18 protein-coding genes are annotated in these 14521 nt (G+C 41.9%); all 18 read right to left on the reverse strand.

The genetic code is table 11. The features are described from left to right. Positions 1-358: 358 nt before the first annotated feature. The 18 genes from MOJ78_RS13215 to MOJ78_RS13300 all read right to left on the reverse strand — a co-directional run bounded on the left by MOJ78_RS13215 (position 359) and on the right by MOJ78_RS13300 (position 14141). On the reverse strand, positions 359-1246 hold the full coding sequence (locus MOJ78_RS13215) for a polyprenyl synthetase family protein (protein WP_304977815.1): 888 nt from the start codon (positions 1244-1246) through the stop codon (positions 359-361). Further along, on the reverse strand, positions 1243-1482 hold the full coding sequence (locus tag MOJ78_RS13220) for an exodeoxyribonuclease VII small subunit (protein ID WP_304977816.1): 240 nt from the start codon (positions 1480-1482) through the stop codon (positions 1243-1245). Before MOJ78_RS13220 ends, MOJ78_RS13215 begins: the two co-directional genes overlap by 4 nt. Next, positions 1454-2830, reverse strand: a complete 1377-nt coding sequence (gene xseA / locus MOJ78_RS13225) for an exodeoxyribonuclease VII large subunit (RefSeq protein ID WP_304977817.1) — start codon at positions 2828-2830, stop codon at positions 1454-1456. The genes MOJ78_RS13220 and xseA overlap by 29 nt, the downstream gene beginning before the upstream one ends. Continuing rightward, positions 2830-3696 (reverse strand): bifunctional methylenetetrahydrofolate dehydrogenase/methenyltetrahydrofolate cyclohydrolase FolD, encoded by an 867-nt coding sequence (gene folD, locus MOJ78_RS13230; RefSeq protein WP_304977818.1) that lies wholly within the window; start codon positions 3694-3696, stop codon positions 2830-2832. The genes xseA and folD overlap by 1 nt, the downstream gene beginning before the upstream one ends. 14 nt (positions 3697-3710) lie before the next feature. Then, positions 3711-4103 carry a transcription antitermination factor NusB gene (nusB, locus tag MOJ78_RS13235; protein ID WP_304977819.1) on the reverse strand — a complete coding sequence of 131 codons (393 nt, stop codon included), beginning with the start codon at positions 4101-4103 and terminating at the stop codon, positions 3711-3713. Between the two features lie 171 nt (positions 4104-4274). Then, a complete protein-coding gene (locus MOJ78_RS13240) occupies positions 4275-4679 on the reverse strand; it encodes an Asp23/Gls24 family envelope stress response protein (protein WP_304977820.1) in 405 nt (134 codons plus the stop codon). After that, the gene (gene accC / locus MOJ78_RS13245) at positions 4672-6054 is read right to left on the reverse strand and encodes an acetyl-CoA carboxylase biotin carboxylase subunit (RefSeq protein ID WP_304977821.1); all 1383 of its coding nucleotides are present in this window, start codon (positions 6052-6054) and stop codon (positions 4672-4674) included. The genes MOJ78_RS13240 and accC overlap by 8 nt, the downstream gene beginning before the upstream one ends. Positions 6055-6063: 9 nt before the next feature. Then, entirely contained in the window at positions 6064-6558 is a 495-nt protein-coding gene (gene accB / locus MOJ78_RS13250; protein WP_304977822.1) for an acetyl-CoA carboxylase biotin carboxyl carrier protein, read from the reverse strand. A 170-nt stretch (positions 6559-6728) separates the two neighbouring features. Next, entirely contained in the window at positions 6729-8522 is a 1794-nt protein-coding gene (recQ, locus tag MOJ78_RS13255) for a DNA helicase RecQ (RefSeq protein WP_304977823.1), read from the reverse strand. Between the two features lie 124 nt (positions 8523-8646). Continuing rightward, on the reverse strand, positions 8647-9183 hold the full coding sequence (locus tag MOJ78_RS13260; protein WP_304977824.1) for a SpoIIIAH-like family protein: 537 nt from the start codon (positions 9181-9183) through the stop codon (positions 8647-8649). A gap of 6 nt (positions 9184-9189) precedes the next feature. Further along, positions 9190-9840 (reverse strand): stage III sporulation protein AG, encoded by a 651-nt coding sequence (spoIIIAG, locus tag MOJ78_RS13265; RefSeq protein WP_304977825.1) that lies wholly within the window; start codon positions 9838-9840, stop codon positions 9190-9192. Positions 9841-9846: 6 nt separating this feature from the next. Then, entirely contained in the window at positions 9847-10458 is a 612-nt protein-coding gene (gene spoIIIAF / locus MOJ78_RS13270; RefSeq protein WP_304977826.1) for a stage III sporulation protein AF, read from the reverse strand. Positions 10459-10473: 15 nt separating this feature from the next. Next, complete coding sequence (gene spoIIIAE, locus MOJ78_RS13275) at positions 10474-11673, reverse strand: stage III sporulation protein AE (RefSeq protein ID WP_304977827.1); 1200 nt, start codon at positions 11671-11673, stop codon at positions 10474-10476. Positions 11674-11688: 15 nt separating this feature from the next. Continuing rightward, positions 11689-12078: a stage III sporulation protein AD gene (gene spoIIIAD / locus MOJ78_RS13280; RefSeq protein WP_304981258.1), complete on the reverse strand. Its 390-nt coding sequence runs from the start codon at positions 12076-12078 to the stop codon at positions 11689-11691. A gap of 13 nt (positions 12079-12091) precedes the next feature. Next, positions 12092-12298, reverse strand: a complete 207-nt coding sequence (gene spoIIIAC / locus MOJ78_RS13285; RefSeq protein WP_304977828.1) for a stage III sporulation protein AC — start codon at positions 12296-12298, stop codon at positions 12092-12094. 22 nt (positions 12299-12320) lie between these two features. After that, entirely contained in the window at positions 12321-12833 is a 513-nt protein-coding gene (spoIIIAB, locus tag MOJ78_RS13290; RefSeq protein WP_304977829.1) for a stage III sporulation protein SpoIIIAB, read from the reverse strand. Then, entirely contained in the window at positions 12830-13777 is a 948-nt protein-coding gene (gene spoIIIAA / locus MOJ78_RS13295) for a stage III sporulation protein AA (protein WP_304977830.1), read from the reverse strand. The genes spoIIIAB and spoIIIAA overlap by 4 nt, the downstream gene beginning before the upstream one ends. A gap of 82 nt (positions 13778-13859) precedes the next feature. After that, entirely contained in the window at positions 13860-14141 is a 282-nt protein-coding gene (locus tag MOJ78_RS13300) for a YqhV family protein (RefSeq protein WP_304977831.1), read from the reverse strand. Positions 14142-14521 lie beyond the last annotated feature (380 nt).

Raw genomic sequence — 14521 nt, forward strand, 5'->3', positions numbered from 1 at the left:
TCAAACTCCACTCAAGGCAGGCTACGCTGCTTACCAGTAATTTCTAGCGAGCGAAAAAACCAGTGACAGCAGGTTTATAACCCCAGTTCGCAATAAGGTATTAGCACACAAATCGCAAATGTTGAGGTCCTCCGCGGCAAAAGGGTCAACGCCCACATGCCCTTGTGGATCGCCCTTCAGCCTTAACCCCCAGTGTAGACCCAAAGCTGGGCGCCTCGAGCCTATACAAGGGACTTCATCGATGTGCCCTTTGGCGGATTTTTAGGCCCGCCCTCAGAAATGGGAGACTGACTAGAATACTGCACCACTCCTCATGTACTACTAATATACCATAAAACCGGCGTTTTCTCAATGGTTTCTAATGGTCACGACTTACCATATAGTCAGTAAAGCTCACAAGCCAAGTATGATCAATTCCTGCTTTATAAAGATGTTCCTTCGCATTATCAACTTCTTGTGAAAGTTTCTTTTTGGCACCTTCTAAAGTTAAAAGCTGAGGGTATGTACTTTTTTTATTTTGCTGATCACTACCCACCGGTTTTCCAATTATCCCCTCATCGCCTTCGATATCAAGAATATCATCCTGAATCTGGAAAGCGAGACCAAGATGGTTTGCAAAGTGAGTGAGATGTACTAATTGTTGTTGAGACCCACCAGCTACTTTCGCACCTCCATAAATAGAAAAACCGAGCAGCGCACCTGTTTTATTTCGGTGAATTTGTTCTAGTTCATCAATGGCAATCTTCTTATCTTCGGCATCAAGGTCTGCCGCTTGTCCATCAATCATTCCTTCCGGGCCGGCTGCTGTTGCCAACTTACTGATCAGATCAACCTTTACATTGCTTTCAATCGTTTTAGAGTCTGCGATCGTTTGAAAAGCGAAGGTCAAAAGTCCGTCTCCCGCAAGGATGGCAAGTGCTTCTCCATAGACTTTATGGTTCGTCAAGTTCCCACGGCGAAAATCATCATCGTCCATAGCAGGAAGATCATCGTGAATCAATGAGTACGTGTGAATCATTTCGATTGCACACCCGATATCCATGTATGGCTGACTGTCTTTACCAAGTGCTTCAATCGTCCTGAAAAATAAAATCGGGCGAAGGCGTTTACCACCGGCTAAGATGGAATACAACATGGCCTCTTTTAGCCCTGAGTGGGCATCAATGCCTTCAATCTTCGCTGGTAACGCCTCATCGATCTCTTGCTTTTTCCTTTGTAAAAGTTCCAAGAACGTATCCTTGTTCAATCTGAGTCGTCCTCCTGTAGCGTAAACGGCTCTGTTTCGCCATCCTCGTTCAAGAGCTCGTCCATCTGTTTTTCAACCTTTTGAAGCTTATCGTGACATGATTTAGATAATTTCATCCCCTCCTGGAAAAGACGGATTGACTCTTCTAGAGGTACATCTCCTTCTTCTAACTTACTCACAATTTCTTCAAGCTCGACCATAGATTCTTCAAATGTTTGTGCTTTTTTTTCTGCCATTTGTTTCACTCTCCTCGATTCCCCACACTTGGCAATCCAATTTTCCATCCTTTAACCGAACTGCAACTTGTTCACCTGGTTGAACCTGATCAATACTTTTAATAAGGGATTGATCCTGTTTATATGCTAAGCTATAGCCTCTCTCCATTACCTTCAACGGACTTAATGCATTTAACTTTCCAACCTGCTGGTCGAATCGTGACTGGCTTTCACCTAGATTTTTGTGCATTTCTTTTGAAAGCATTCGGGTAAGTCCTTCGAACCTATTACTTGCTTGTTTATGTTTTTCGGCAGGATGATTCCGCTTTAATCGACCGTTCATGCGATCGACTGTTTCTCGGTTCATCTGAAGATTACGGACACTCTCCCGCTGTATTCGTTCAATTAAGCGATCGAGATCCTGTTCTTTCTGTTTTACGAGTTGCATCGGGTATTTAAACGCGTAAGAACGTTGTAATCGATTCAGATCACTCTGATACCCAGAAACCTTTTCGGAAATTGCTCTAGTCAGGCGGAGCTGTCGCTGACTGACCTTTTCCTGTAATTCTGCAATATGCGGCACAGCAAGCTCTGCAGCTGCTGTTGGTGTAGCCGCACGAACATCAGCAACAAAATCAGCGATCGTGAAATCTGTCTCATGTCCGACTGCAGATATGATCGGAATTTTCGACTGAAAAATACTTCTGGCAACTGCTTCCTCATTAAAAGCCCAAAGCTCCTCGATAGATCCTCCACCTCGACCGACAATCAATACGTCCCACTGTGAACGATGGTTGGCAAGCTCTATCGCCCGAGAGATACTCGGTGCTGCATGAGGACCTTGCACGAGTACAGGGATGACGGTCACTTTTGCAATTGGAAACCGGCGTTTGATCGTTGTAATGACGTCACGGACTGCTGCACCTGTCGGAGAAGTGATTACACCAATTTTTTGAGGGATGGTCGGCAACGGTTTTTTACGCTCTTCAGCAAACAGCCCTTCCAACTCCAACCTTTTTTTGAGCTCTTCAAACGCAAGGAACAAATTCCCGATTCCATCAGGCTGCATTTCTCTTGCATATAGCTGATACTGGCCATAAGGCTCGTATACCGATACCTCACCACGGATCAATACCTTCATGCCTTCTTCGGGGCGGAATTTCAGGAATCGATTATTGCCCGCAAACATTACAGATTGTATTCGGCTATTTTCATCCTTCACAGTAAAATACATATGTCCTCTACTGTGGAATTTCAAATTAGACAGCTCACCACGTATCCAAACGTCTTGTAAGTTCCCATCATCCTCAAACTTCCTACGAATATAACGAGTCAAAGCTGTAATACTTAAATAACGATCATTTTGCATTATAGGACACCTTCAGTTTGCTGACTCCATTTCGCTGAAAGAATCGTGTTATGTAGAAGCATCGTAATTGTCATTGGTCCAACACCCTTCGGCACTGGCGTAATATATGAAGCAATATTCTGTGCTTCCTCAAATTTCACATCACCCGTCAATTTCCCGTTTTCTAGGCGATTAACACCTACATCAATTACAACTGCACCGGGTTTTATATACTCATTTCCGATAAAATTCGCCTTCCCGACTGCTACGACAAGAATATCCGCTTGCTGTGCGATTTCCTTCATATTAGGAGTCCGAGAATGACAGTATGTAACCGTAGCATTTTCATTAAGGAAAAGTTGCCCCACCGGCTTTCCGACAATGTTGCTTCGCCCGATTATGACGACATGCTTCCCTTCGATTACTATCCCTTTCGCTTTAACCATTTCGATAATCCCAAATGGTGTACACGGCAAGAAAGCTCGCTGTCCAGTCATCATCCGACCGATATTTATCGGATGGAATCCATCCACATCTTTATCCGGAGAAATCGCTTCAATGACTGCTTTTTCAGAAATGTGATCCGGCAAAGGAAGTTGTACAAGAATTCCATGGCAGGATTCATCATTATTATATTGTTCGATTCGTTCCAACAACTCGGATTGATGAGTATTTTCTGGCAACTCAATCAGCTTTCCATCGATGCCTACCTTTTCGCACGCTTTTTGTTTCCCTCTCACATAAGATTGAGAGGCAGGATCTTCCCCGAGAATAATGACGACTAAGCCAGGTACGATCCCTTTTTTCGCCAACTCCTGTACCTCTACCTTCATCCGTTCGCGTTTTTCATTTGCGATTTCATTTCCTTTTATCAGCTCTGCAACCATGTTTGTCCCCTCCATTATTGAAATGATTTGCTTATTTTGGATAATACACCATTAACAAATCGACCGGATTCGTCTCCCCCAAATGTTTTAGCAAGGTCAATCGCTTCATTAAAAGTCACATTTATTGGTATTTCCTTCAAAAACAACATTTCAAATACTGCAAGTCTAAGTACAGACCGGTCCACATTTCCAATTCGTTCAAAGCTCCATCGCTCTAGATGTTCTTTGATTTTTGAATCAATTTCTTCTAAATGATCAGTCGTTCCTTCAACAAGTTGAATAAGGAATTCATCCTTAGCCTCATCTTCATCCAAAACATGATGGATTGCTTCCTCACGGTCAACCTCACTTACATCTATCTGAAATAATGACTGAAGCGCCTTTTCTCTAGCAAGCCTTCTTTTCATAATTTTTTCTTCCTTTCAAATTCTTCTCTACATGATGATAGCATAGTGCGGCTTACCTTAACAGCATTCACATCATTCAATTCTGTTAAGCAATATTTGACGCAAAACGTGAAAAAGGAGTCAGGATTCTCCACTTCGGAAGCCCCCTGACCCTTTTATGATGATTCTTTATTAAAATTCCTCAGCTTCTTCATTCTGATTCGCTTTTTCTTCAAACTGGACACCTACGACGTGAACATCGATCCGGTTCGGTTCAAGAGCAGTCATAGTATGCAACGTTTGACGAATGTTCACCTGAAGTTTCTCAGCAGTATCTGGGATAGATACCCCAAAACTCATCGTTACAAAAACATCGATATTGATTCCCTCTTCGGTAAGTTCTACCTTTACACCTTTTCCTAAAGTCTTTTTTCCTAGACGCTCCACAACACCAGATGCAAAGTTCCCACGTGCCGAAACACCTTCAACCTCTGTTGCAGCTAGGCTGGAGATAACTTCGATTACTTCAGGGGAGATTTCAACTTTCCCAAGGTTTGAATCTTTTTCTTCCATTTCAAACGTTTGATATTCATTCATTCTTGCCACCTCCACTTAAATTGGACTTTGATGTAAGGTCGTTTTGTTCTAAAAACTTCGTATTGAATTCTCCACTTACAAATTGTTCATTTTCCAATAGACGGAGATGGAACGGAATTGTTGTTTCAACTCCATCGATGACAAATTCTCCAAGTGCCCTTTTCATTCGACGGACCGCTTCGTCACGCGTTTTCCCGTAAGTGATGACCTTTGCGATCATCGAATCGTAGTAAGGAGGAATGAAATAGCCGGGATAAGCTGCAGAATCGACTCGTACTCCTAGCCCGCCTGGTGGCAGGTACATGTCTATCTTACCAGGGGAAGGCATAAAATTCTTATCCGGGTTTTCAGCGTTGATCCGGCATTCGATCGACCAACCATTAAAGGTTATATCTTCCTGGGCAAAGGATAACCGCTCACCACTTGCTACTCGAATTTGTTCTTTAATCAAATCAATTCCAGTTACCATTTCTGTTACAGGGTGTTCTACCTGGATACGCGTATTCATCTCCATAAAATAGTAATCACCCGTGTTGTGATCGAATATGAATTCAACCGTACCTGCGCCTGAATAATTAACTGCTTCAGCAGCACGGACCGCAGCAGAGCCCATTTCCTCACGTTTATCAGGATCAATTGCTGGAGAAGGTGTCTCTTCTAACAATTTTTGAAGTCTGCGTTGAATCGAACAATCACGTTCACCAAGGTGAATCACATTTCCGTAATTGTCACCAAGCACCTGGATTTCAACATGTCTGAAGTCTTCGATATATTTTTCGATGTAAACTCCAGGGTTTCCGAAGGCAGTCGCCGCTTCCTGCTGGGTAATATTGATTCCTTTGATCAGCTCTTGTTCAGTTCTAGCTACCCTGATTCCTTTTCCACCACCGCCAGCGGTTGCTTTTATGATTACAGGATACCCAATCTTTTCTGCAAGTGAAATGGCTTCCTGCTTTGATTCGATGATTCCTTCTGAGCCAGGTACAATCGGAACTCCAGCTTCCTTCATCGTCGAACGAGCCACGTCCTTCGTACCCATTTTGTTGATTGCATCCGGACTTGGTCCAATGAACGTAATATTACATTCAGAACAAATTTCTGCGAAATCTGCATTTTCAGCAAGGAAACCGTAACCGGGGTGAACCGCATCTGAGCCGGTTAAAGTTGCCACACTCATTATGTTCGTAAAGTTCAAATAACTGTCTTTTGAGGCTATCGGGCCGATGCAATAGGCTTCATCTGCAAGTCGAACATGCAATGATTCTTTGTCGCCTTCCGAGTAAACAGCGACCGTTTCAATTCCCATTTCATTGCACGCACGAATGATACGTACTGCAATCTCGCCTCGATTTGCTATCAGTACTTTTTTTATCATATTATCACCCTACTGTTTCTTCACTAGGAATAAAGGTTGGCCATACTCAACAAGCTGTCCATTTTCGACGAGGACTTCTACAATCTCCCCATTTACTTCTGCTTCAATTTCATTGAACAGCTTCATCGCTTCGATTATACATACTATCGAATCATTTGATACTTTATCACCTGTGCCTACATATTGAGGTTCATCTGGTGATGGTGAGGAATAGAATGTCCCTACCATCGGAGATTCGATCTTATGTAACGATTCGTCCATCTTCGTTTCAACTGCTTTAACAGGTTCCGAAGTTGTTTCTGTCTTTTGTTCAACCTGCTGTGGTGCAGGCTGTGATGTTACAGGTTCCTCCACTCTCGGTTGAGGGGAATGCTGAATAGCGCTAGCTTCCACACCAGCTTTTTTCAATGACAGTTTTGCACCATCTTCTTCATATTCGAATTCATTGATCGATGATTGATCGATTAATTTGATCAATTCACGAATTTCTTGGATTTTAAGCATCCTTTCCACTCCTTCAATCTGACTGCTATTTTTGATGTCATTATAGCATAAATTTTGATTCGTTTTTCACTTAACACCTTCTTATGTGAGCAGGTACTAAGTCGTTTTTATCATATCATAACTTAAAAAATGGGGGTAGTGGTTATTACACTATCCCCTGTAGTGTGAATTCAAAGAACTTTTTCAAGAGGCATATCATTCTCCTTACAAGCAGCTGCAATTTCTGCTAAAAAATCAGCCCCATACAATTCTAGCTTCCTCTGTCCAACCCCCTTAACATTCAATAACGCTTCTTCAGAAATAGGCAATTGTACACACATTTCATGTAAGGTTGCATCAGAGAAAATGACAAAAGGAGGTACCTTTTCAGTTTCAGCGAGGTGTTTGCGCAACGCTCTCAGCCGCTCGAACAATTCCCCTTCGACAACAAGTTGCTCCGCTTGAACCTGTTCCTTTTTAAGTACGTCTTTATTGCCGAAGATCACTTCCGCAGCTTTGTGTGTCAAGGTTAATACTGGGTATGAACCATTTGTAGGTGCCATATATCCTTCTGCTGTTAAAAAGTCGATAAGTTCTATGACATGCTTTTGTGTTTGACCCTTCATGATTCCATAGGTTGAGATTTGATCAAAGCCGAATTGTTTAATTTTACTGTCAGATGAACCTGTTAAGACTTTTGCAATGAAGGTTTTCCCGAAGCGTTCCTTCATCCTTTTGATGCACGAAAAGACCATTTGTGCTTCACGGGTAACATTCACAGACTGACGCTGATCGGTACAATTACTGCAATAACCACACCCTTCAGCCTGTTCACCAAAATATTTTAAAATGTATTGCCGTAAACAAGATTCTGTATGGCAGTAGCCGACCATTTGCTGTAACTTTTCGTACTCATGCTTTTTACGTTCTGGGTCCATGTCCGATTCTTCGATGAAAAATTTCGGAAGACGGACATCTTGAGGTGAATAGAGAAGTATACATTCGCTGTCGACACCGTCACGCCCGGCACGACCAGCTTCTTGATAATAGGCTTCAATGTTTTTCGGCAAGTGATAATGGATTACATAACGAACATTTGATTTATTAATTCCCATGCCAAATGCAGATGTCGCTATCATGATTGTAATATCGTCATAAAGAAATTGTTCCTGATTGTCATTGCGTTCTTGTTCGGGCATTCCGGCATGATACCTACCGACAGAGAGGCCTTTCTTTATTAATCGATTGTAAATACGTTCGACTTCTTTCCTTGTGGCTGCGTAAATAATACCTGATTGTGATTCATTACTCTTTATGTATGATTCAAGGAATGGATCCCTGCTTTGACCTTTAATAACGCGAAATGAAAGATTATTGCGACCAAATCCTGTTGTCACAATACCGTCCTGAGTAATTTCCAGCCTTTCACAAATATCTTGCGCAACTTCCGGGGTTGCAGTTGCCGTTAACGCAATGATCACCGGTTGATATTCAAGCCGTGCGATCATTTGTTGAATCAGTAGATAACTCGGTCTGAAGTCGTGTCCCCATTGCGATATACAATGTGCTTCGTCGATGGCAATAAGCGAAATAGGTAGTTTATGTAACAACCTGGAAAATAGCGGCGACTCCAATCGTTCCGGGGCTATATAAATCAGCTTATAGTACCCATTTGCTGCACCATTCAACCGCTCCTGGACCTCTCCAGCAGAAAGGGAGCTATTTATGAAAGTAGCCGAGACACCCTCTTGATCCAGGGCATCTACCTGATCTTTCATCAGGGATATCAATGGAGATACGACAAGCGTAATACCTGGGAAGATCATCGCAGGAATTTGATAGCATAAGGACTTCCCGCCACCGGTCGGCATAATGCCTACCGTATCTTTCTTATCCAATAGACGTTTAAGAATATCTTCCTGCCCGTCCCGAAATGAGTCATACCCAAATGTATCTTTTAAAATCGTTTTTGCTTTTTGAAGCACAAAAATTCTCCTTCTTATAGAGATTTTTCAACACATGACTTATTGTATTTCTATTCTAACGCAAGTATATCATTTTAGTATGTCATTCCATAGAAAAAACGGGGACTCAATTTGAGTCACCCGTTTATTTTGCTGCTTGGTATGATACGGCAACTTGCTTATCACCGAGATGTTCTTTCGCTTTTCTCATAATTTCATTTGCTTCTTGTTTAGAGAGCGTCTCTTCAACCTTGACAATGATTTGCACTTTTTCTTGCATCGTATTTACGAGAACATCCTCATAGCCCATGCCCTTGACAAGCGTTTCAAGGGTTCCCTCTTTCATTGCGAGCTCTTGCAGTGCGGTCAATTTATCCAGCGCGTCTGACTGAACCTCCGCAGCAACGGTCGTTGATGCAAGGATTTCATTATATTTTTGCGCTAACTCTGCTCGTTGGTCCTCGATTTTGATCCTCAACTCTGTAAACATCTGATCGCTATCAACTTGTTGAATTGTCGTGTCACCGTTTGTTTCTTTTGATCCATCTTCAGACGCTTTTTCCTCTTGATCGAATGCAAGGTCTGTCGGTGACTGTTCAGGTGAGGTAATGTAATAAACCGATAATACGATGATCAAACTTAACATGGTTAAAAGCCAAACCGTTTGTTTTTTCAACAACATAATTGCTTATTCCCCCTTCAGCTTTTTCGGCATTACACTTACGTTATGGCTTGGTACATCAAACACTCGTGTTACGACTTCTCTTACCCACTGCTTTACTTGCAGGTTTTCCACTCCATCAGCTACAACAGCAACACCTCTCACCTCTGGCATTTCTGTAGTGACGATAATCGGGTGCTCACCATTTTCATCCTGGATGATGACGACTTTCTCTTCGGATTGATTGGTTGTTGATTTTCGTTTCCCACCATGCTGATCGGTTTCATCGGTCGTGGTTGTTTGTTCGTTGACATCTTTTTCGAAAACCTTCACTACAGTAGAGTCAAGCGTTACAACAACTAATGCATCTTTCACACCGACCATCTCATCTAAAAGTTCCTTCAGTTGATTTTCATAGTGATTCTCCATGGCTCTAATTGATGACGGATCGTTTGCCTTCTTAAAAGAGAAAGTGGATTCAGTTTTTTGTTTATCTTCCTCTGCCACGTTCATGACAGAAGAAGTATCAGGGGTTTCAAAAAGATTCTGAACGAGCATCATCGCTACTCCCAATCCCAGAACGATTAATATGTACTGGGATTTTTTACTCCGTTTTGGAGCATCTTTGGACGGGCTTAGGATTGATTTTAGCCATTCATACTTATTCTTTTCAGACATCTTGCATTACGATCCCCCTTCCTCTTTTACTACGATTTGATCGACTGGAACTTCCCATTGTTCAGAAAGAAATTGTTTGATCTCCTTAAAATCAGGGGTACTGTTCATTACTTCTGTAGATGATTGAGTGTTGATGGTTACATCTTCAATGGGGTCGATCTCATTTGTACGATCTGTTGCATCTTCAAGCGTGACATGGATGATCCATTGATTCGTTCCAGATTCGCTTTGAGACGGTTCACGTACCTCCACTTCCTTTAGACTTTTCTTAAAAGTATCCTCCAGCTTTCCCTCAACCATTTGTTCAAATTGGACAGCCATTTGTTTTAATTTATATGCACCTTGTTTAGCTTGTATTTCACTTTTATTCTTTTCTATTAAATTTTTCACCTTTTCATTTTCCAAAGTATAGCCATCAATTTGAAAAGAGGCTAATTCATCATCGAAATCTATTGAAAAAAATTGTATGAGTGGATTCAGAATAGCGATGATAAGCAATAGTCCGATAACGACTTTTATATATTTTTGAAACGACGAAGAGGGAAGAAGTAACTCTAGGATTGTCGCTAATAGAATAATTAGTATGATGTTTGTAATCCATTCATAAATGAAAGACATTTATATCCCCCTCAATCACCTCATCATTATCGTCAGATTCCCTGCAGCGATCATCATCGTTACTGCAAGAAAAAACATAAAGCAAACGATCGATAATGCCGCAAAAATAAAGAGAACATTTTTACTGATGATGTTCAAGCACTGAATGATCGGTCCGCCGCCCAGCGGTTGCAAAACGGCGGCGGCAATCTGGTAGATCAATGCGAGCGATAGAACTTTAAGAGCCGGAAATGCACACATGAGCAGTAAAATGACTACACCTGCAATGCCGACTGTATTTTTAAGTAAAAGGGAAGCACTCATTACGGTATCCGTCGCATCGGTAAACATTCTTCCGATAATAGGAATGAAGTTGCCAGTTATGAATTTCGCAGTCCGGATGGCGACTCCATCAGCCACTGCAGCCGTTGCACCTTGAACACTGATTACGCCGAGAAAGATTGTGAAGAAAACGAGCATGACACCAATCGCAATTCCTCTTAATAGATTAGCAAGCTGTGTAACTTTATAGTGTTCTGTCAACGTGCTCACGATGCTTAATAACGCGGATAAAAACAATAAGGGCAAAACAAAATGCTGAATCAGCAATCCACTTGTGTTGACGAGCAGAATGATGAACGGATGGAAAAAGGCTACCGAGACAAGACTACCCGTTGATGCCATTAGTGCAAGGATAAGCGGGATAAGAGCAATGATGAATGCGTTCATATTCTGGATCGCTTCAACTGTATAAGAAGCCGCTACATGGAAGCTGTTCAATGCGATAATTACGAGAACCATATAAACGATACCGTAGGCGACCTTACTCACCGCCTGTTGCTCAAACGCGTTCTGCATGGTTTGAAGAAGCATACTGAACACAGTAAGAAGAATCAACATCCCTAATAATTTTCCATTTGTTAAAATTTCATGGAACAGATATTTCAGCAGCCCCATACCCCAGTCTGTAAATGAAAAACTCTTATCACTCTGAATAAACTCTAGAATACTTCCTTTTTGACTTTCTGGAAGAAAGCCGCCGTACTCGTTACGGATTTCATTCCAGAAATGACGGATATCCTGTAACTGGTCATCCTCAAGGGTCAGGGATGGTTGAATATCCGTTTTCGTATCGGTATTCGCATTTGCTTCATGTAGGGGCTGTCCAAGGATAAACAAAAAAAGAACCAGTAAAATAAACCCTATAAGTCGCTTTGATTGAACTGGATCCTTCATTCTTTTTTTTCACCCCTAACTCGGTAGCAGCGTAATAATGGTTTCAATCAAAACAGTAAGGATCGGTATTGCCATAACAAGGATTAACACCTTTCCCGCAAGTTCAATTTTAGCTGCAATCGCTCCCTGTCCTGCGTCCCGTGTAATTTGTGCTCCGAATTCTGCAATATATGCGATGCCTATGATTTTCAGGATCGTTTCTACATAAACCATATTTAGATTTGCATTGGTCGCCAAACGTTCTAGCATTTCGATCACAGCCTGTATCTTTCCAACTAAAAAGAGGAAAATTGTCGCACCAGCAAACAGTATGACGAGAAAAGAAAATGCTGGCTTCTGTTCTTTTATAATAAGGGCAAGGAAGGTCGCGATTAAGCAGAAACCGACGATTTGGATGATTTCGATGGTTAATCCCTCCTTAGCCCTGGAAGAGGAATACACTCCGTATTTGCTGGAACAAATCCTCAAGCAAAGTAATCACCATAAACAGAACTATGACAAACCCGATCAATGTTATCCAATGGGCGATGTCTTCTTTTCCCATTTGCTTAAGAACTGTGTGCAGCATCGCTATGATAATTCCAATCCCTGCAATTTGAAAGATGGTGTTCACATCATACGGCATCTGTTTATGCGCTCCTCTCAGGCTAGATCAACAAAATTACAATTAATAATCCTGATAAAAATCCTAAGCTTTTTATCATCGTTTCGTATTTATGTTGGATTTCCACTGCTTCACTTTCCTCACGCTCTAAATGAACGATGGCCAGTTTTATTTGTTTTTGCTGATGCTCTCGATCGTGGCGTCCGAGCATAGCTCCAAATTGCTTAAGTATTTCGATTTCACCTTTTTGAAGAGCAGAATGTTTACGTATGATTACGAGACTTTCCTCCCAAGCTTCCTGTACGGATGTCCTTCCCGATTGCAGCTGCTCTGAAAACCGTACGAAAAACCATGATAAAGGCGGTTTCAACTGGGTTGACAGTCGTGAACATGCCTCATTAAGTGGGGTAAGACCGTAGACGATTTCTGCCTCAAGGGATTGTAGCGCGACCTTCAGTTGTCTAAGCTGGCGCGGTCTATCCTGAAGTCGCTTTGCCCACTCGAATCCAATCCAAGTTGTAGCCAGGATAATACAGACTGCTCCGATGACTTTCATCCGAATTGCCGTGCTTTTGTTATGTGAACGGGTTGGTAATCTTCATCTAATACTCGTTGTACTCTACCCGGCCCGTTCGCTCTTGATAATTCAACGAAACGATCGAACAATTGGATTTCCAGCAATTTTCTCAATGTGGGGCGTTTCAGGACATTTTCAATACTATATCCATGCACAGTCATAATCATTTGAACACCTGCATTCATCGCTTCAAGAATCGCTTCTGAATCTTCAGCTCTTCCTATCTCATCGACCACGATTACATCAGGACTTAAACTTCGTATCATCATCATGACTCCTTCCGCTTTAGGGCATGCGTCCAGTACATCAATCCGATTTCCAAGATCATGCTGGGGAACCCCTTTGATCGACCCAGCAATTTCAGACCGCTCATCAACGATACCAACCTTGTAAGAAGGGATATTTCGCCCAGATATACCAAGACTAATGATCCGTGCAATATCTCTGAGCAACGTTGTTTTTCCTGTCTGAGGTGGACCGATAATCAATGTATTCAACCATCTTCCGGAATACAAGTACGGAACGAGTGGTTCGGCGATCCCTTTTTTCTGTTTGGCAACTCGGATGTTAAAGGAACTGATATCACGTATGGCTTTGACTTGTCCTCTATCTGTGATGACCTTGCCAGCAAGACCAACTCTGTGCCCACCTTGAAGCGTAATGTATCCGCGCTTCAGTTCTTCCTCAAATGCGTACAAGGAATACTGACTAAGTTTGTTCATAAGTTGTACAGCATCCTCAGCAGTAATGATGTAATTCCCTGCATCACGACCACCTAAATAGTGTGGCTGTCCATTGCATATGATTTCAAATGGACGTTGAATACGAATCCGAAGCTCTTCAATTTCACTCAAATACTTCGTCGGGTAATGTTCGATTAACTGCTTAAGAGATTCAGGCAATACTTCGAATATTTCTTTCATATTATCCCTGCTTTTCTCACTGGGCTTGTATTCTCAATGTATGCGGCCAAGCTTGTTTTATGACTTTGACACATTACGAAAATCATTTCAGGATACCTAATACGATTAAAAAAACCCCGATTCCAATCAATGCGAGTTTTTCGAAGGTGATTTGGCCTGCAACCCCGACTAACCCAAGTGCCATCGTAGTTATAAAAATACAAGGTCCAACAACAGCGAGGGATGCATTGATTACAATCGCCTTTTGAATCGAATTAAAATAAAGTATAAGGAAAGCCGCAGTGAATTCTAGTGTTGCAGACAAAAATCTCAGGCTGGCCATGCCGGCTAAATACGGCCCAAAATGATCGAGCAAAAACTTCATCCCATTTCCTCCACGTATTTTTAGTACAACCTATGTAAAGATCTTGGGAAAAAGAATAAGGAATCACAGACTTAGGAGGTTTTTTCGATTCGATTGCCAATGATGATAGATTGCTTTAATTTATGATCGAACTCATGGGGAATGGACATATTATTGTTAGATTACGGGCGGGAAATGTAAGTGAAATCATTAATTTTTCGGGTGTATGGCTTGGGGCACTGTGTGTTACGGATATAAATTGCCGCGAAACCACAATGGAAAATTTACGGACGTAAATTTAACCGAATTTGGGGGTTAAAAGCGGAGCCGATCTCCCTTCGAGGCTAACTTCCGTGTCAAACTCTCCTAATTCCTCGTAAAAAATCAAATTTCCGCGTCGA

It is taken from the genome of Alkalihalobacillus sp. AL-G (genome assembly GCF_030643805.1).
GTDB lineage: Bacteria > Bacillota > Bacilli > Bacillales > Fictibacillaceae > Pseudalkalibacillus.

Coding starts and splice junctions, on each gene's coding strand:
- MOJ78_RS13220 (WP_304977816.1), bottom strand. CDS start 1,482: ATGGCAGAAAAAAAAGCACAAACATTTGAAGAATCTATGGTCGAGCTT.
- xseA (WP_304977817.1), bottom strand. CDS start 2,830: ATGCAAAATGATCGTTATTTAAGTATTACAGCTTTGACTCGTTATATT.
- folD (WP_304977818.1), bottom strand. CDS start 3,696: ATGGTTGCAGAGCTGATAAAAGGAAATGAAATCGCAAATGAAAAACGC.
- nusB (WP_304977819.1), bottom strand. CDS start 4,103: ATGAAAAGAAGGCTTGCTAGAGAAAAGGCGCTTCAGTCATTATTTCAG.
- MOJ78_RS13240 (WP_304977820.1), bottom strand. CDS start 4,679: ATGAATGAATATCAAACGTTTGAAATGGAAGAAAAAGATTCAAACCTT.
- accC (WP_304977821.1), bottom strand. CDS start 6,054: ATGATAAAAAAAGTACTGATAGCAAATCGAGGCGAGATTGCAGTACGT.
- accB (WP_304977822.1), bottom strand. CDS start 6,558: ATGCTTAAAATCCAAGAAATTCGTGAATTGATCAAATTAATCGATCAA.
- MOJ78_RS13260 (WP_304977824.1), bottom strand. CDS start 9,183: ATGTTGTTGAAAAAACAAACGGTTTGGCTTTTAACCATGTTAAGTTTG.
- spoIIIAG (WP_304977825.1), bottom strand. CDS start 9,840: ATGTCTGAAAAGAATAAGTATGAATGGCTAAAATCAATCCTAAGCCCG.
- spoIIIAF (WP_304977826.1), bottom strand. CDS start 10,458: ATGTCTTTCATTTATGAATGGATTACAAACATCATACTAATTATTCTA.
- spoIIIAE (WP_304977827.1), bottom strand. CDS start 11,673: ATGAAGGATCCAGTTCAATCAAAGCGACTTATAGGGTTTATTTTACTG.
- spoIIIAC (WP_304977828.1), bottom strand. CDS start 12,298: ATGCCGTATGATGTGAACACCATCTTTCAAATTGCAGGGATTGGAATT.
- spoIIIAB (WP_304977829.1), bottom strand. CDS start 12,833: ATGAAAGTCATCGGAGCAGTCTGTATTATCCTGGCTACAACTTGGATT.
- spoIIIAA (WP_304977830.1), bottom strand. CDS start 13,777: ATGAAAGAAATATTCGAAGTATTGCCTGAATCTCTTAAGCAGTTAATC.
- MOJ78_RS13300 (WP_304977831.1), bottom strand. CDS start 14,141: ATGAAGTTTTTGCTCGATCATTTTGGGCCGTATTTAGCCGGCATGGCC.